This window comes from Wolbachia endosymbiont of Folsomia candida, from assembly GCF_001931755.2.
Taxonomy (GTDB): Bacteria; Pseudomonadota; Alphaproteobacteria; order Rickettsiales; family Anaplasmataceae; genus Wolbachia.
In genome coordinates, this window is the sequence record NZ_CP015510.2 from 1,169,089 (window position 1) to 1,187,628 (window position 18,540).

The window sequence follows — 18,540 nt, forward strand, 5'->3', positions numbered from 1 at the left end:
TAAATTAGTGGAGTTTCACCCGTTCATATCTGCTCAGCAGTTGTTTCACTAACTTTTGCCTTTCATCTACCAAATTAACTGGCTTAATATATTTTTCTTCGATCTCAAGCATTTCCTTTTCCCGTTCTTTAATGCTGGATCGTATTACTTCAGTTGGATAATTGCTTTTTCCGCTTTCGAGTTCTGATTTTAGTCTTCTTACCTTGTATTCTAGCTCATCAAATTTTTCATACTTTTTCAGAAGCTCAATCATACTGTTTATTTCAGAAAGTAGCTCTTCTCCCTTTGTCTTTTTTGTAATCAAAGAAAGCAGAAACTTATCTATTTCATAGTCAATCTCTGACCGATTTGCAAATAACTCTATGGGATCTTTGTCAAACTTAAAATTACACAAAAAACTGCAAAACCTTATCTTCTTTTCAAGGTAATTTTTCATATCCTTTGAAAGGTTCAACTCTTCGCAAGCCTTTTCTAGCAATGCTACCAAACCCTTTGGAGCTACCTTTCCTTCAAAATCACCGTACAGTAGAACTATCAATACGTGCTTAACTAACTCAACATCATTTGATTTGATTGCTTGGTAAAGCGCTTCCTCTTTATTTTCTCTTAAGTCGTAGAGTTTCGATGAATCACCAAAACTAAACAGATAATTGGTTAACCCATCGCTCTCTACTACGATATTTGCTTCCTTCAGTGGGTTTTCATCATCAAAATCCTTAAGTACTCCTCTATCGCAGACTTCTTCTATCACAACTGCAATTTCACTAAGTTTTTTCAGCTTATCAATATCATGATTTTCAGTCGCATCTTTTGCTTCCTCCATTACCTGCCTATAAAGTTCTTGTTTCCCTTTATTATCCAAGCTTTCACAATGTTTTTTGACTTCTAGAGATGTCTGCAATAGTAGTTTCATAGTTAATCCTTAAATCTTACTACAGTAACTTATTTTCAGCAAAGCTCCTATGATTGTTGTCAATTATAAATTTCATATTTTGTAAAATCTTTAAAAACCCAGTTATTTTTAAGTGTGTAGAAAATTTCTGTCAGCAATTTCTCAGCAGCTCTAAATTGCATAAAAGTCAATAATGATTTTTTGCATTACCCAAAACATTTTCTGATATAAAATTCAGCTCTAATACAATTTTTTATTTATTACTGTGCCATCTGATTCAATCAAAAGTTGTTTCATTGGCAACAAAAACACCAAGTTTTTAATTAATCTTTTTTAAATTAATGTAGCTAATGAATATGTGTATAAGTATGTCCCCACATATTTTAAGTACTTATGCACATATTCATTAGCTTATAAAACTAAGGTTCCATATTTTCCTTCACGATTATTATCCAATAAAAAATTCAAATTTTGTGAAATCTTTAAAAATCCAGTTCTTTTTAAGCGTATAGAAAATGGTTGTCAGGAATTTCCTAGCAGTAGCAATAATGGCCTTAGCAGAACCACGCCTTTTTTTCACATTTTCATAGAAACTTTTCAAGTAAGGACTATAACGTATAGCAACCCAAGTACACTGTATTAAAGCAGTGCGTGCCATTTTCGACCCTCGTTTGGTAATCCTTCCAATCGTGCACTGTTGATTAGATTGAGAAACATATGGTACAACTCCAAAATAAGCAGTGAGTTTTTCAGGATCGCGAAAGTCATTAATATCACCAATTGTTGTAATAAAAACAGCTGCAGAAATTACACCAATGCCTTTAATGCTAATGAGATTATAAAATCCAGGAAGCTGTTTAACAAAAGTTTCAATTTCCTTTTCAAGTTTCTTGAGGCTTTCTCGTATAGCTTCTAGGTGATAGCTGATCACTTCAATTTCAACTTTTTCCAAATGACACCAATTATGTTTTTGAATAGCACGTTTAAACCCCGTTTTGGTTGTCAGTGCTTCCTTTTTAATTTTTATTCCGTGGTAATTAAAAAGACTGTGCATTTTGTTAATCAAAGATATCCGTGATTTTACTAACTGTTCTCTTGTTTTAAGAAGAGAAACTAATTGCTGATATTGTGTGTTTTTGCATCTTGCTTCAGGCAGCATATCCTTGCTTAGAAAAAAAGCAATAGCTCTTGCATCATGCTTATCTGTCTTGTGTACAGAACGGCGAATAACTTCGAATTGCAAAGGAGCAATTATTACCACACGCTTGACGTAAGGTAACACTTCATCATAAAAGAAACAGCTGTTACCTGTTGCTTCTAAAGCTACTTCATCTGTTGGCTGAAGATTCTCAATAAAATTGTTTATATCCTGCAAGCGAAACGTGCGAATATATTCTGGTTTTTCTTGCTCTAAATAACAGGCAGTGAAGCTATTTGTATGTAAATCAACTCCAATGTAACGCATACTTTTTCCTCCAATTGCATAATAATATATCAGAGTAGAATATTGCCGGTTGATCCAAACTCCTATACGCGGTCACCGAATTTTATGGGCCGCACGATGGTTTTCGGTGGCAGGTGCGGTTAATCTAAAGTACGAGGTCTTCTTTCACTGCATATAAAAGCAGAGGGAGCCTCAAGCTTTGCCCAACCTGCTACCTATCCACTCTGAGAAGTTATTATCTTCTCATGCTCTCAACCGAGCAATAACTATTCATATCATCTAAAGTAATTTTTTTCTGTCACAATTATGTGATCAATTAACTCTATCTCCATGCTACTGCACGCTAATGATAGGATTTTGGTTAAACTTATATCGTGCTGTGATGGTTTTGCACTTCCTAAGTGGTTGTGTGCTATAACCATTGCAGTTGCTCCTACTAGTAGTGCTCTTTTTATTACTTCTCTCGCATATAGAGGTGTTTTATCTACTGTTCCCTCTTGAGTGTACTCATCGATAATACGAGATTTCTTGTTCAAATAAATAACACGAAAGTTTTCTATACTTAATTGGCCTATTGTTACTCTTAAGTATTCTATCAATTTTTTCTGATTCTCAATTATTGGCAGTTCTTCCAGATCTTCTCTGAGCATTCTTTCAATTGTTTCCCTCACACACATAATACTTGCTATTGCTGAATCGTTCATACCAGTTACACTTTTCAGCTCATGAAAGTCAGCGCTAATCACCTTACCAATACTCTTGAACAGCTCTAATAATCTTTCTGCAACTTCTTTATTTTCCCCATTATTAAATGAAGAATATAAAATAAGCTCCACCAGCTCAAGATCAAGTAATGACGACCTACCTTTGCTTGCTAATACTCTTTTTTCCAGTTCTGTTTTTCTTTTGTTTTCACTATTATTCATAAAATTACCTATTTATTAACGACTAAACAAATTCAATTATTTACTCTGCTTTTTTGGCAGTGGTGCACATAGAGCCATCAATTTTTCAGTAAGTCAAATCTTTTTTGAATATTTTTTGATATTTTTTTATTAATAATAATGGTGAATATATTGATTTTTGATTTCTATTGCAGTTGGAAAATAAAAAAATTGAACTTTGATGACTAATAATGTATAATCACTAATGCTTTTTTAGACGTCTTAATTATGGCTATTTCCAAGTTTTTAGACCCAAAATGTGATCTAACGTTCAAACGAATCTTTGGTACTGAGAAAAATCAAAATATTCTTATCCACTTTCTAAATGATATTTTAGGGTTTACTGAGAAAAGTGCAATACAAGAAGTAGAATTCCTCAGTACTATCATGGATCCTGAGATTGCCTCTGACAAACAAAGTATAGTTGATATTCTTTGCAAAGATTCTATTGGTAATAGATTCGTAATCGAGATGCAGGTCGCTAGAGACAAAGGCTTTGAAAAACGTGCCCAACTATATGCTGCTAAAGCTTATTCTAGACAGTCATGCAGTTATTTTGATTTACAAAAAGTTTACTTCATCGCCATTTCTAATTGTAATTTATTTCCTATAGATGTTCATTATATTTCCACTCATAATATACGTGATATCAAAACCAATGGACATTACTTAAAAGACTTTCAGTTTGTTTTCATTGAATTGCCTAAATTTCTTAAAAGCACAGTAGATCAACTAGAGAACACTATAGAACGTTGGTGCTATTTCTTTCGGTATGCAGAGGATACTACAGATGAAGACCTAAAAAAAATTGCAGAACAAGCACCAATTATAAAGCTCGCATATGATGAGTTAGATAAGTTTCACTGGAATGAAAAAGATCTAGCAGCTTACGAAGAGAGAATTATGGATATACAGAAAGAAGCAGCTATTTGGGAACAACGGCTTGATGATGCTAAAGAGGAAGGCATCCAAATCGGTGAAGAAAAAGGCAGAAAAGCAAGGGAAATTGAAGTTGTAAAGAATCTACTCAAAGCAGGTGTTTCTATTGATATCATATCTCAAACTACAGGTCTCGCAGCTGATGAAATAAAACAACTACAAGAGGAAAATATTCTTTAGGTGATTTTAAATCAAAAATGAACATTTTTATATTACATGAAGATCCAGTAATTGCAGCACAAATGTTGTGTGATAAGCATGTAGTAAAAATGGTATTAGAAACCGCCCAATTATTGAGTAGTGTTTTTTCTGTAGCATTAGAAGAGCAAGATTCTTTTGTCAGTATTACAAATAAGAACGTATCAGCTCCATATAGGCTTACTCACAAAAATCATCCTTGTTCTATATGGGCAAGAGAATCAAAAGGAAATTTCGATTGGTTGATACGCTATGGAAAAGAATTATGTAAAGAATATACTTACCGATATAAGAAAGAGCATAAGTCAGAGGAAGTAATAGATTGGTGTGATAGTAATAAAAATTTGCTCATTTTTCAATCAGCTGACATGAAAGATTTTACACAAGCGCTACCAGATCAGTATAAATGTAGTGATGCTGTAGAAGCTTATAAAAAATATTATCTGCAGGAAAAGATGGGATTTGCTAAATGGGAAAAAGGTAGAGAAGCACCAAGTTGGGTCACAGAAAATTTCACTACGTCATTATGTAATGTTACAGTTGATACAGCTCAGAGGAGCAATTTTGTTGATTAAATAAAGCAGTTACAGGAAGAAAATACTTTCTAGTCGTTTGGTTAAAGCCCTTCATAACCCCAAAATATTACCTATACCTTTAGCTATTGATGCATCATTTAAGAAAGTGTTAGGTTTATCTTCTTGAAGTACCGGTTTAGCTTTAGGTAATCCATCTACATTTATTGGCTTTTGTTTTCCTACAAGCAACTCAACTTCTTTTTCAGCTAAGACCTCTTTTAGATGACCATCCAAACAATTTAGAAATTTACCAGTTTGTTTAAACTCAGGACAAGCTTTTTCTGCAGATGAGTATAAGCTTTTTGATATTTCAGAAAATTTACCATTTCTTATTTGTCCAATTATAGCTGAACTTACAGGCACTGGATTAAACTTCAAATTCGTTACTGATATGCCTGACTTAATAGCTGTTTTATTTAATATTTGCTCAAACTTTTCCGTAATGTTTAACGCATGGCCCTGTGCCTCAAATAAGGATATAGATTTACCTTCTGTAGAGATAGGCTTCTTACCTGTAATTTTTCTTATAAACACATCCAATAGCAGTATTGTACCATCAACATCTACTTGTGATATGTTTGGTAGGTCCTTGGCTGTAGAGCTGGATGTTTTTTCTGATTCTATGGTGCGAGAGTTAAATAACCCACCTATAGAACCTTTTACCCAACCGAATAAATCATTTATCAATGAAGATGTTCTTGTAGCACTGCTTGTAGCTTCCTCCTCAACCATGACAGTATTTTGGGCAACAAAAAGTTCAAGATTATCTGATGCATCTGTAATAGGAATCTCTTTAATAGCACGACGGCCGCGTTGATGTTCTGTAGTATTTCGATGATTTAATAGATCAACAATTTCTCTTTTACCTTGCTGTTCTGCCATATGAAGAGCTGTCTCACCACTATCAGTTCTAGCATTAATGTTAGCTCTCTTATTCAGTAATGCTAAAATTGTTTTTTTATTACCACTTGATACTGCCCAATGAAGAGCTGTCCACCCTCCTATTGTTTTTGCATTAACGTCAACACCTTTATTCAGTAAAGCTAAAACTATTTCTTCATTACCTTTTTCAGCAGCTTTGTGTAGCGGTGTCCAGTGACCTTTAGTTTCAGCATTAACATCTGCTCCTTTATCTATAAGATATTTTACTAGATCTAAATTACCAGAAGATGCAGCTTCATGGAGAAGAGTATTGCCATAATTGTCTTTAGTATTTACATTTACACCATTCTCGTCTACCAGATATTTTACTAGATCTAAATTGCCAGAATAAGCAGCATAGTGAAGAGAAGTTTTGCCATCATTGTCTTTAATGTTAACATCAACTCCTTTCTCATCTACCAAATATTTTACTAAATCTAAACTTCCAGCAGAAGCAGCATGGTGAAAAGGAGTCCTACCATCATTTGCTCTACTGTTTATATCAACTCCCTTTTCATCTACTAGATATTTTACTATGTCTAAATTACCAGAAGATGCAGCTTCGTGTAGAATAGTGTTACCATCATTTGCTTTTCTGTTTACATCAAATTTATTTTCCTCGATAAGATCTTTTATTAAATTCCAATTAATCCATTCATAGTAATAAGGATTAAGAATCTTTTGTGTATTCTTTTCTGCTGAACAATTATAAATTTCAATACCATTTCTTACGTCCATACCTACAAGTAAGTATTTAAACTCTTCTTCGTCACCTAATTCTTCTAGCTGGGTTATACCATATTTACTTATTAAATGCTGAACCTCTGATACTTCTGATAAATCTACCTCTATTGATTGGTTAAACTTCAGCACAGAAACATGATCCTTTCTGTTCCAATTCTCTATCGTAAAATTATCTTTTGCACCAAAACATTGATCAAGATCTTTCAATAATACTTGCCTTTCTTTATCAGGATCTTTTAATGATAAATTAGTGTGGCCTTTTACTATCAGCCATCTTAACGCCTCTACTACCTGACTATCTTGTAAAACTTCTTTTAACTTTTCTTTGTTATAAAGAGTAGAATATGCAGCTACAAACTCTTGTTGATCTTCTTCAGAGTCAAAACCTAGGCAATTATAAGTATTAATACCGTTTACTATTCCATTACTTGCAAGTAAATATTTTATGCCATTTACTACTTCATTGTCTAACTTTTCTAGTTGTTCATCCAAAGCATTACTCACTGCAGCTTTATTGATTACAGCCTGAATCTCTGATACTTGTGACAAATCAAATTTATCTAATTTTCTGACTTCTATTGCTTTGTCTTCCTGACCAAACCTCAACATTGAAACTCTATGATCTGTGTCGTTCCAATTCTTTATGACAAACGTGGCATTACTTTGAGCAACAAAAAAGACAAGATCATTGTTATCAGCTGATACCTCAATATCAGAAGGGTCTTTAAGTAGCAATATTCCTACTCGTTTATCATCTGGCTCTACTGTAGTTAAACTACCATTAACAAACTTTTGGTTGTGATAAATAGTAGAGTTAAAAGTAGACATCCTATATTCTCTAAAACTGTCATAATAGCTACTTCTTATCTCATCTTGATAATTTATTGCAATTTTGGCTAATTCAGATAACTGCTTAGAACTTAGCTTTTCTTTACTACGAAAATTTAATGTAAAGTTTCCATATTGGTTGCCATAGAAGTTTTCTACCTTAACTATTAGCGGTTGATCATCCATTAACATGAGGTCATTTCCATATCTATAAAACCTTATGTCATCTAGCTTAGCGTCCACTATAACTTCTGGATTATTTTGCACCTTTTCTGCCGATAATAAAAACATGTACTGACCTTTTGTCGCATGGAAGAAAGGTACTAGCTGCACATAAGACTGTTTACTTGGCCATGGTAAAAATGTGTTTTTGTCTTTATCTATTATTGTTAAGTGTCTATAACTGCTATTTCTAAAGAAATTTTCTACTTTGATGTTTGCTGTTACGTTGCCTGTAGCTATATGCAAATCATCTTCAACTCTATTGGTTTCAATTGAATCTGTAGGTAAGTAAAGTATATCAAGAGCTTTTTTCTCATCGTAGTTGTTGATTGTAACATTAGCTTTCTCACCTGAAATCAGACTATAAACATCACTTTCTTCATTACCTTGAGCAAAAGTGACATTTTGAGTTAGCGGTATTACATCACTACCTTCAGAGCCAAAGATCATATTGTTTCCTGCTGTGTCCCTCACTACTCCATAGACTGTATAGTTGCCATTAACTTGAGAAATTTCTTGGTAGCGCTGAGCAACTTCAGCTCTAGTTGTTAAATTAGTTTCTGCTTTTAAGTTGAAGTGTGTAGAATTTGACTGAATGATAGGTTCAATAACACTGCCATACTTATCAATCAGTAGATAATTATGATTATTTTCTTTATCTAAATAATTTTGAACATCAAGTATAAATGTACCATCTTGAATCTCAATTGATAACGTATTGTTTGTAGATGAATAACTAATATTTGAAGCTCTTTGTAATAATGCAGTATCAGAAAATATTACAAATCCTTTGCCTTCACCCCTTATTTCAGCATGACCAGCACTTGGTTTAATGTAAAAAGTATTGTCAGATTCATTACTTACTACCTTAGTATTTCCTGTAACTATTACCTTTCTGCAGTTACTTACAACATCGCTATTTCCACTATTACCACCACGACTATCTATTACTATTTTATTATTCATGTTCTGACAATCAACATGTTCTGCTTCTGCCTTTCTACCAATAAAACGATTAATATTTTCAGCAGTCATTTGTGCTTCTTGAGTGGTGACGATATTATTTTCATAAGATAATCCTTTACTTTTTAACTGGCTCACATCAAGTACATTAGTTGCATTTGCTGTGCCACCGGAAACCCTACCAAAGAAATTATCATCGGTTAAAGTAAAGACATTGCTGGTATGATTGCTGCCATATATTTTTGCTCCACCTTGGGCAATATTGAATTGATTATTATACTTACTGCTACTTACTATCAGACCATTTCCATTTACCAAACTTAAATCAAACACCATAGTTGGGTTTTCTATAGTATCATTCTTACGGCCAACTATTATAGCATTGTGACAATGATAAATAGCTGTAGAAGAATTGCTGTACAATGCAGGGCTATCGCCATACCCACTATCCCAATGAGGGACAAGAAAATCACTATGAGGAACAGTGTACACTGGTTTTCTACCAATGAAGCTGTTGTCATATTCGTAATCACGGTGAGTAAACTGAGGAAGACAAAGCATTTCTACTTCAGAAGAAGGAGATACTGGAACAATACGTGATAAATTTCGACCATTTCTTTTATTGCTTGGGCTGGACATACCAATAGAGCTACTACTTGGTTCCACTACTACTGTTTTTGGTTTTGTCATAATTTCTTGCATCATTTCACCAAAATCATTGCGCTTTGGAACATAAACACCTTGCCGATTCAGTGATCCAGGAATAAATCTCTTTACACGAGTAGTATTCTCATCAACTAATCTAATTTCCCCAAGCCCCATACCATAAGCAGCTACCTGAGTATTGTTCTGCAGATATTCCCATGCTTGCTCAGCTAATTTATTTACTACATCTTTCCTTGCTGCAAGGTATTGTACATCCTCAGGTGGTAGTTGCAGAGCAAATGTATGCCAAAATAGCCGAAACTCTTGATTAGTGGTTAATTTGTACTTCTTATACTCAATGACCATACTTGTACCACTATAAAGTCCTTGACCAATAAGAATTCCAAGACCAACTACAGTGCCAGCACCTGGTTTTCCAAGAGCAGTAAATGCAACACCTGTGACCACTGATGTACCAGAAAAAGCAACTCCTGCTATGCTATCTCTCCATTCTTTAGAGCCTTTTTTGCTATTTGCTAAATCAATTGATGAACTGACTAAATCATAAATATCAAATGGACTTGAGATCAGGCCAGCAAACCCTCTGGTTAAGAAAATACCATGTTTCATCTGTTTAATAACTTGTGGTGCTACTTTTACCACGCCATCTTCAATTAGCTGTGAAAACAGGGAAAAACCAATTTCTCCAGCGCCAAGTAAAAAGCCCTGAGTATCTCCATAGCGTATAGAGTGAGCAATATCGTAATAGCCTTTAGCCATACTGATTCTGCCTGCTGCATTAGTGAGTCTATTTGGCCAGTGTTTAGTATTTGCAACTTCCATGTAATAAGGAAGAGCTTTAATTGACTGCTCTACTCTACCACTCAGAATTTTATTGAGCTCATAAGAATTTAGTCTTTGACCATTCTCAGAAAGCACTAAATCTTGTATAGTTTGAGCATTCTTAACTTCATTAATTGATCCTGAAAAAGGAAGAGAAGAAGTTGTTTGTACCGTTTCCTGAATGAATTCCTTTGAGTTACCTTTAAGTTTTTGCAGATATTCACGAGCTGTGATCTTTATTTTACCTGAACTTAAATTCTGCACCAAATCTTCGCTACTCATTCCAGAATTAATAAGTACAGGAGCACTACCTTCTGAATGTAATTTAGCTCCCATATTATATAAAGTTACTCGAGACACCTCTTTACCATCTACACTAACAGGGCCATGCTCTTGATCTTGTAGAGAAAGAAGATGACGTTCTGTTTGAATTGGTTTAGTTAAAACTTCCTTCTGCTGAAGTGTTAATGCATTATTCGCTTTAGTGACATCGAAATGTTCTACTAAGAATCCTTCTTCAGCCAGTTCATAGCCAGCATATTTTACCCCTTTTTCTACAACTTTCATCAGTTGATCAACACTTTTTAAATCAGATACCAAAGCAACGTTGCTATCAAAGTAGGTGTAAATATCTCCTGTGCGGTAAATAGCAACTACGTGGTTACTAGTAACCAGGTGAATAGCAAAATCATCTGTTAATCCACTTACATAATGAGATAAATCATCAAGTGTTTTATAGCTTTTGATGTGACTTAAAGATGAAGGTAAGCTACTTGTAGGTGAGGTTAATTCCTGTTCAGCACTATCCAGTAAACGGCTAAGAGCGAAGATCTCTTTTTCCTCTCTAGTATATATCTGCTTACCTTGCGCTAGACGTTCATATAGCTCGGCTGAGGTTTGTAGGTTGGATAGGAATAATTCATGTGACTTTTCTAATGCCCCACCTTGTTGCTCTAGAAACAACCCTTGAGAAAATATTCGAGTAATTGCTGCACATTTACCATTGATTTGAACATTTCGACTCTCAAGTGATGGTAAGTATAGTCCTTGTTTTATTGCCTTTACTTCGATTTTATGGAAGTTACTATTTATATATTTATTTAACTTTACAAATGACTTTTGTTGTTTTTCGTTAGCTTGTACAAAATGTTTTTTTCCTTTTTTAGCACCTCTTGTTCTTAAGAGCTCTTGAATTTCCAAATTCCTAGCTAAGCCCAAGGGAGTTTTTCCATCTTTATCCTTAACATTAATAAACTCACTTAATTTATTAGGGCTTGTGTCTTTTATGTGCTTTATTAGAGCTTCAACAACCTCCTTATGACCATCCCGTGCTGCATAATGTAGTGGAGTTAAGTGATCATCACCATCAGTAGCATGAATAATTGCCCCTTCATTTATAAAACTTTTAAGCTCTGTAATTTTCTGATTTTCACTTAACTTAACGTTTTTTATAACGATAAATAGTTTTTGTGTTAACTCCAGAATGTTTTTAATAGAAGTAAAAAGATAGCTGCGATCATCTCTTCCCTGTCCTCTTTGTGCACAATAGGTCAATGGAGAAAATTGATTCTCAGCTTGAGAATTAACATCGGCACCTGCATTCAATAAAGCCTGAACCATTTCTAAATTGCCATTCCTTGCTGCATAGATCAATGGCGTAAAACGATTATCAGCCTTATCATTAACATTGGCATCCTTCTCCAGTAAAGTTTGAACTATTTGTAAGTTGTTCTTCTCTGCTGCATAGATTAATGGTGTAAAACGATTATTAGCCTTATCATTAACATTGGCACCCTTCTCCAGTAAAGCTTGAACTATTTGTAAGTTGTTCTCCTCTGCCGCATAGATCAATGGTGTAAAACGATTATTAGCCGCAGCATTAACATCGGCACCTGCATTCAATAAAGCCTGAACCATTTCTAAATTGCCATTCCTTGCTGCATAGATCAATGGCGTAAAACGATTATCAGCCTTATCATTAACATTGGCATCCTTCTCCAGTAAAGTTTGAACTATTTGTAAGTTGTTCTTCTCTGCTGCATAGATTAATGGTGTAAAACGATTATTAGCCTTATCATTAACATTGGCACCCTTCTCCAGTAAAGCTTGAACTATTTGTAAGTTGTTCTCCTCTGCCGCATAGATCAATGGTGTAAAACGATTATTAGCCGCAGCATTAACATCGGCACCTGCATTCAATAAAGCCTGAACCATTTCTAAATTGCCATTCCTTGCTGCATAGATCAATGGTGTAAAAAGATTACCAGCCTTAGCATTAACATCTGCTCTTTGTTCGACTAAAAATTTAGTGAATTTTACATAACCATCTTTAGCAGCAATGAGTAATAATGTTTGTTTTCCTCCATAATGACCATTAAGCAAAGATACAATTTCCTCATGAATTGGTAAATGCTCAATATAATCTTGAAATTTGTAACGACCATTTGCATCTTTTGCTTTCAGAATCGATATGACTGTATCTATGTGATAACTTCTATCAGCATAGATAAAAGGATACCAACCAAAAGTCCCATCAGCCTTAGTAACATCAGCACCATTATTCAATAGAATCTGAACAATATCTGAATAACCATAAGCAGCAGCTAAATGAAGTGGTGTTCTTCCTGCTTTATCAAAACTATTGATAATATTTTGATTATTTCTTAATAACTCTTCAACTTTTCCTTTTTCATTATTTAAAACAGCAGTGTGTATTTCATACTTACTCTTATCATGCTTATCATTAGCCAACATGCGATCAAAAAAATTGCGTATTACCTCATTTGTTTTCTTAAAAATATTATCACGCAAAAAGTCACATGCTAGCTGACGCTTTGGATTACTTTCCTGTCTTCCTACAATATCAGCAAGCAGGCCTGCAGCAAAATATTCAGCAAAAGTCTTATGGATAAAATAAGAATCGCCTTTGCTATCTATAGACTGAATGATTCCGACCAATTTTAAGTCTTTCTCTTCTTCCTGAGAAAGCAATTTACGTTCGTCTGCAAGAATCTTCGTCTGCTCAGATTCGGAAAATAATTTATGAAGAGCTAAGCGTTGATGATCCTTATCTAAAGCTTTAGTTAACTTGCTTTTTACGTAACCAGGATTATTTTCAATTCTCGTTTTCTCTTTAAAATAAATATCATACTTTCTTTCAACAAATCTTTCATATAAATCTAGTATAGAGAGTTTTTTCACTTCTTCCGATAACTGAGATTCAGCTTGACTATTAGGGTTACAAGAATCTTCAACAGTCTTCTGATAAACCTCAGCAAACATTCTTGTTAATAGTGGAATACTCATGAATTCATATTTCTTATCTTCTATATTTTTATAAAAATGCTCAAACAATTCATTAATGTTCTTACCTACTGCTTCATCGATTACCTTATCATCAAACGTAAGTTTTAAACTTGTTTTCCAAAATTCCTTTAAAAACTTCTCTTGATTATCTTTAGAGAATGGTTGAAAAGTATAGGAAAATACAGAAAGAGCTTTTTCTAGCTTATCTTTCACGTTTAACCTGGTAGTTATCTGTATTTTCGCTTTAGTGTCTTTTAAGAATTTCAATAATTCAATAACTGTTTCCTGATTTTTATCCGTAATTTCATCAAAGCCATCGAACAGCAGAGTAATTTTACCTTGGCCATTTATTCGATGCTCCAACAATTTTTCTGCTAGTCCTTCTTCTATTCCTGTATCAACTCCAGAAAAAAAACCTTTAATGATACCTTCTAAATCACCTATGTTACTAAAATTCTCTAGCTGCTTCTGCAAGTTAATTAAATTAAGTTTTATAATCCACTCAAATTCTTCTGGCTGTTTTAGCAAATGTGCTAATGTAGTTGATTTACCCATACCTGGTTCATCAGCAATAACAACAGCTTTCTCGGTATCAGTAATTTGATTGAAATCATTTGCTTCAATAGGAAATTTACTGCTTTCATCCTTTAGGTCATGTATTTTATTTACTTCACCTTCAGAGCGTTTCCAGACTAGCTTATTATTCTCTCCATCTCTTTTGCTTTGAAGCCAATGAATATTGTAATAATCGCTTAGTTTATTTTTGTTACACAAATCCTCAAAACTTTTTTCTTCGCTTTCACCCTTTAATACAATTATATGGTTTTTCTTATCAGAATTGTCATCTATGGAAAGATCTTCATCTTTAGAGATTATAAACTTACTTTCATCCCTTATTCCACCAATAGTAAAAATATCTTTTTTTCCTTCTTTATCCGGTTTGTTTGCAACATACTGTTTAAGAGAGGCTTCTTTTATCACTACATGATAGAGTTTACGAGGTATATAAAAAGATGGATTATAAGAACGCTTCCAAGTTAGTTCATTGCCTTTTTTTTCAATTAAATGGGCAGTCCTTTTAGAATTAGTACTACATATTTGTTTAAAATCCTCTAGGTTTTTTTCTTCATCTTTGTCGGTTAATATGATAAATTTATTTTCTTTACTGGCGTCATCTTCTCCTAATACACATATTGCATTTTCTCCCTGAATATTTAGCTCGGCAATTAACTTGGAAAGTTCATTTTTTGTTGTTCAGCTAATAATAAATAGGTCAGAGGGATTATTTTGAACACCATCTAAGAACTGATCTTTTTTCATCCCTTCAGATGTAACGTAATAAATAGACTCAAGGTCACTAAGATCTGGTCGTTTATTGCCTATCTCTATTTTTTCACTGTTAATAAGCTTAGATAATACTTCTGCATCTATTAGATGTTTTGACTCTTGATCTATTAATGTACCTAAACTTACCTCTTCTCCTTGAAATATAACTTTTCCTTTTTTTAGAAGCTCTTTTTGTGAATCAGAAACAAGGTCAATAAAGCCATTTTTTTTGTCACCTTCTTCCTGACATTTATCATAGGACGAACCATCTTCTTTAAATGCGAATTTATTGGCTAGAGCATCGTCTTTTTGAGCAATTAGAATAATTTTTTTATTAGAATTTTTATAAAGATAACAGAGGAAGAACTACTCTCTAAAATAAATAGAATGATTGAGCTTCTCACAAAATATGAAAGATTTGAGGAGTTGGAATATAAGATCAGAAGACTAAAATCAGAACTTGAAAGCGGCAAAAGTAAATATTCGACTGAAGTAATACAAGCCAGCATTAAAGAACGGGAAAAGGAAATGTTTGAGATCGAAGAAAAATATATTAAGCCAGTTAATTTGGTAGATGAAAGGCAAAGGTTAGTGAAACAACTGTTGAGCAGATATGAACGGACGAAACTCCACTAGCTTATACAATGCTCGCGCTAAACAATGCTTTACTCTTGTAATTTTTTTATTTCATTAACAGATAGTCCAGTTAATCTCGCAACAGTGTCAATATCCATATTTTCGGCTAGCATTGTCTTTGCCACTTCAATTTCCCTCGCTTTTCTGCCTTCTTCTCTGCCTTCCTCTCTGCCTTCCTCTCTGCCACGTTTTTCACCGATTTGGATGCCTTCACCTCTAGCATCATCAAGCCGTTGTTCCCAAATAGCTGCCTCTTTCTGTACACTCAAAATCCTTTCTTCATAAGCTGCTAGATCTTTTTTATTCCAGTTAAACCTATCTAATTCATCATATGCTAACTTTATTATTGGTGATTGTTCTGCTATCTTTTTTAGATCTTCATCTGTAGTATCTTCTGCGTATTTGAAGAAAAATAGCCAACGCTCAATTATATTTTCTAGTTGTTCTACTTCGCTTTTAGGAAATTTTGGTAACTCAATAAAAATAAATTGAAAATCTTTTAAGTAATGTCCATTAGTTTTTATATCACGTATATTGTGTGTGGACATATAATCAATCTCTTTAGGAAATAAATTACAATTGGAAATAGCTATGAAATAAACTTTTTGTAAATCAATGTAGTTATCAGATTTATCTAGTTGTTTTGAGTAAGCTTTAGCAGCATAAAGTTGAGCACGTTTTTCAAAGCCCTTGTCTCTAGCAACCTGCATCTCTACTACATATCTGGCACCGCTAGAGTCTTTACAAAGAATATCAACTATACTTTGTTTATCAGAGGCAATCTCAGGGTCCATAATAGTACTGAGGAATTTGATTTTTTTTATTTCGCTGCTACCAGAAAAGCCCAAGATATCGTTTAAAAAGTGTATAAGAATATTTTTGTTCTTCTCAGAGCCGAATATTTTCTTGAAGCATAGATCATTCCTAGGGTCAAGAAATTTAGAAATAGCCATAACTCAAGATACCTGCAAAACCATTAATAATTATATATCATTTTTGATTAATGTTCAATGTTTTTGTTATAGCTCTCATTATAGTAATAAATTTAGGCTTAACTTTAAGTTTCAAGTGCTACACAAATCTTCCATTTTTAACAAGCATTCTAGCTTACCCTTCTGTAGTGTGAGAAGCTAACGTCTCAATCGATTATTATCACTCGAGAAAACGAGCGCATTAACTTCTCACATTTTGATTATAAATAATTCAAAAATAGCATTCAATATATTTTAGTGGAAAAATTTATAATAGAAAGTGGCATTTGTTGATATAATAGGTGATCATATTTGGTTATAACCCTCATTAATAGTAAATTCATGCCTAATCTCAAGCTTCAAGTGTATTTATTTTTAAACGGACCGTTTTATATCACGTTAGAACGCAATTTTAAGCTTGGGTGGTAGTTTTTTATCTTCTTGTATTATCCGCTCTGTAATCCTTACTTTTACCCATAACTTTGAGAAGTTATTATGTGAAGCATAACCATGCTCTCTCTAAGATTTTCATAGCCTCGCCATAGAGTCATACTTCCTGGTAAATTATCACCTTTTCTATTCATAAACCCACCTAATTTTCCTAACCAAATAATAGCTTGTTTTATGTTTGGAGGTTCTTCGGGCAATGTGGCCACTTGATGCTCACGTATGTAAAGAGCTTTCCACTCTTCATTGCTTAGAACCTTAGTGCAAGCCTCCATAGGATGCGATAAAGCCACTTTTGTTAAATATAAAATTTTAAATGTAATAATGCTCTTTATAGCAATTAATTTCTGTAGCCTTTCCTTTGTAGTTAAACGAGAGCTTTCTATTTTACATCCTGATTTTAAAATTCTAAAGTATTCTTCAATTTTCCATCGTAGCTTATACCAATTTATCCTTTCTATGGCATCTAAAGTGCTATTAACTGGTACATTAGTTAACAAAGTCCAATCGATAGCTTCAACTCCTTTAGGAGGATCCATTTCCTTTGCGCTTACCACATATACAGCGACTTTATCACTTATTTTATGTGCTGTATCTTTTGACCCATAAATGTAAGGCGCTCTGATAGGTATATAGCCTTTCATATATTTTACTTCAATATTTGCTTTTCTTGACTTCTGGTGCCCGTTTTTAGCAACTTCCAAGACGATTTTCTCTTTTACCGGAAGTTGAGCTATGCGTGTTTGCAAATCTGTTTTTCCCTCTTCAGTACAGATAAATTTTCTATTAGCTCGGTTACGGATTACATAAAAACTACCCAATGATTCAGCTATCCATAAAAATTTGAAGATATCTGCTTCCCTATCACCAAGAGTGACAAGTTGTACATCTTTGGAAACGTTATTTATGGTTTCTTTTAGTGCTGCTATCCACTTATAACTTTCTTTCTCCTCTATAGAAGTACGGTATTTCCTATTTGCTTTTTCTTTTGCTGTTTCTTCTTTTCTAGCGGGACGCGCCCAGCACTGTTGAGAAGATAAACCTAAAGGTAATCCTTCTTTACTGACCATTAAGGCACTATGCAGCAGCAAACCCTTTTTATGCTTTGTATAAGCTTTAGAAATACTGCCTAGCCCTTTGGTATTTATATGAGAGTCAAAATCCAAATAACTAGTATCTTGGATTGAAAATATAAGCTTATTTCCTTTTATCCTTTCCGCTGTTTCTTTATGATGAGAAGAATAAATTTTCTCGGCCTCAAGCTTTTCATTACTAAACAACCTGTACGCGCCCTTAGCTTCTTTCCATCCACCACAACTTTGATTAATTGATCCAGATGCCTTACGCTCTATAAGATAACTTGTTGTAATAAGCCTCTTATTAAGCCTTATATCTCCCAGATTAACATGTCTCAACTCTCTTTCTAGCCATTTGTCCCCTAAGCTATCAGTATATTGCGTATTTGTATTTACTCCGTACATTTTTAAACCCTTTATCAAATATATGAATTTGCTATTTTACTAGCTTTTTTATATTTGTGGGTAAAAGTAAGTGTATTAGGTCGGTGGATAAAGGGGTATAAAGAAAAAGAGTCAGGAGCATTACAAGGTAGTAGTAATGTAGTTCATTATGATAAAGAGAGGTTTGATTTAAAGATAGAGTAAGACTATGAAGTTCTGTCTAATATAGGAGAAGA

10 protein-coding genes are annotated in these 18,540 nt (G+C 33.7%); 4 read left to right on the plus strand and 6 right to left on the minus strand.

The annotated features are described in order from the left end of the window. Nucleotides 1-4: 4 nt before the first annotated feature. From ASM33_RS05380 to ASM33_RS05390, 3 genes are all read right to left on the minus strand, one after another. Nucleotides 5-913: a hypothetical protein gene (locus ASM33_RS05380; protein WP_110410051.1), complete on the minus strand. Its 909-nt coding sequence runs from the start codon at nt 911-913 to the stop codon at nt 5-7. Between the two features lie 427 nt (nt 914-1,340). Then, on the minus strand, nt 1,341-2,357 hold the full coding sequence (locus ASM33_RS05385; RefSeq protein ID WP_110410050.1) for an IS110 family RNA-guided transposase: 1,017 nt from the start codon (nt 2,355-2,357) through the stop codon (nt 1,341-1,343). 254 nt (nt 2,358-2,611) lie between these two features. After that, a complete protein-coding gene (locus ASM33_RS05390; protein WP_110410049.1) occupies nt 2,612-3,262 on the minus strand; it encodes a JAB domain-containing protein in 651 nt (216 codons plus the stop codon). A 246-nt stretch (nt 3,263-3,508) separates the two neighbouring features. Between ASM33_RS05390 and ASM33_RS05395 the strand changes: the two genes are divergently transcribed. Together ASM33_RS05395 and ASM33_RS05400 are read left to right on the plus strand one after the other, a co-directional pair. Further along, a complete protein-coding gene (locus ASM33_RS05395) occupies nt 3,509-4,399 on the plus strand; it encodes an Rpn family recombination-promoting nuclease/putative transposase (protein WP_110410048.1) in 891 nt (296 codons plus the stop codon). Nucleotides 4,400-4,416: 17 nt separating this feature from the next. Further along, nucleotides 4,417-4,992 (plus strand): pyrimidine dimer DNA glycosylase/endonuclease V, encoded by a 576-nt coding sequence (locus tag ASM33_RS05400; protein WP_237342885.1) that lies wholly within the window; start codon nt 4,417-4,419, stop codon nt 4,990-4,992. 51 nt (nt 4,993-5,043) lie between these two features. On the opposite strand, the gene ASM33_RS05405 is transcribed toward ASM33_RS05400, so the two are convergent. After that, a complete protein-coding gene (locus ASM33_RS05405; RefSeq protein WP_112477227.1) occupies nt 5,044-14,445 on the minus strand; it encodes an ankyrin repeat domain-containing protein in 9,402 nt (3,133 codons plus the stop codon). A gap of 732 nt (nt 14,446-15,177) precedes the next feature. Between ASM33_RS05405 and ASM33_RS05410 the strand changes: the two genes are divergently transcribed. Then, nucleotides 15,178-15,426 carry a hypothetical protein gene (locus ASM33_RS05410; protein WP_110410045.1) on the plus strand — a complete coding sequence of 83 codons (249 nt, stop codon included), beginning with the start codon at nt 15,178-15,180 and terminating at the stop codon, nt 15,424-15,426. 29 nt (nt 15,427-15,455) lie between these two features. On the opposite strand, the gene ASM33_RS05415 is transcribed toward ASM33_RS05410, so the two are convergent. Continuing rightward, nucleotides 15,456-16,379: an Rpn family recombination-promoting nuclease/putative transposase gene (locus ASM33_RS05415; protein ID WP_110410044.1), complete on the minus strand. Its 924-nt coding sequence runs from the start codon at nt 16,377-16,379 to the stop codon at nt 15,456-15,458. 488 nt (nt 16,380-16,867) lie between these two features. Next, on the minus strand, nt 16,868-18,343 hold the full coding sequence (locus ASM33_RS05420; protein WP_157956338.1) for an IS4 family transposase: 1,476 nt from the start codon (nt 18,341-18,343) through the stop codon (nt 16,868-16,870). 36 nt (nt 18,344-18,379) lie between these two features. Here ASM33_RS05420 and ASM33_RS08835 point away from each other — a divergent pair, with 36 nt between their 5' ends. Next, on the plus strand, nt 18,380-18,508 hold the full coding sequence (locus tag ASM33_RS08835) for a hypothetical protein (protein ID WP_257790992.1): 129 nt from the start codon (nt 18,380-18,382) through the stop codon (nt 18,506-18,508). Nucleotides 18,509-18,540 lie beyond the last annotated feature (32 nt).

Excerpts from the sequence above, each read along its gene's own strand:
- ASM33_RS05380 (WP_110410051.1), bottom strand. The coding sequence starts at position 913 with ATGAAACTACTATTGCAGACATCTCTAGAAGTCAAAAAACATTGTGAA.
- ASM33_RS05415 (WP_110410044.1), bottom strand. The coding sequence starts at position 16,379 with ATGGCTATTTCTAAATTTCTTGACCCTAGGAATGATCTATGCTTCAAG.
- ASM33_RS05400 (WP_237342885.1), top strand. The coding sequence starts at position 4,417 with ATGAACATTTTTATATTACATGAAGATCCAGTAATTGCAGCACAAATG.
- ASM33_RS05410 (WP_110410045.1), top strand. The coding sequence starts at position 15,178 with ATGATTGAGCTTCTCACAAAATATGAAAGATTTGAGGAGTTGGAATAT.
- ASM33_RS05390 (WP_110410049.1), bottom strand. The coding sequence starts at position 3,262 with ATGAATAATAGTGAAAACAAAAGAAAAACAGAACTGGAAAAAAGAGTA.
- ASM33_RS05395 (WP_110410048.1), top strand. The coding sequence starts at position 3,509 with ATGGCTATTTCCAAGTTTTTAGACCCAAAATGTGATCTAACGTTCAAA.
- ASM33_RS05385 (WP_110410050.1), bottom strand. The coding sequence starts at position 2,357 with ATGCGTTACATTGGAGTTGATTTACATACAAATAGCTTCACTGCCTGT.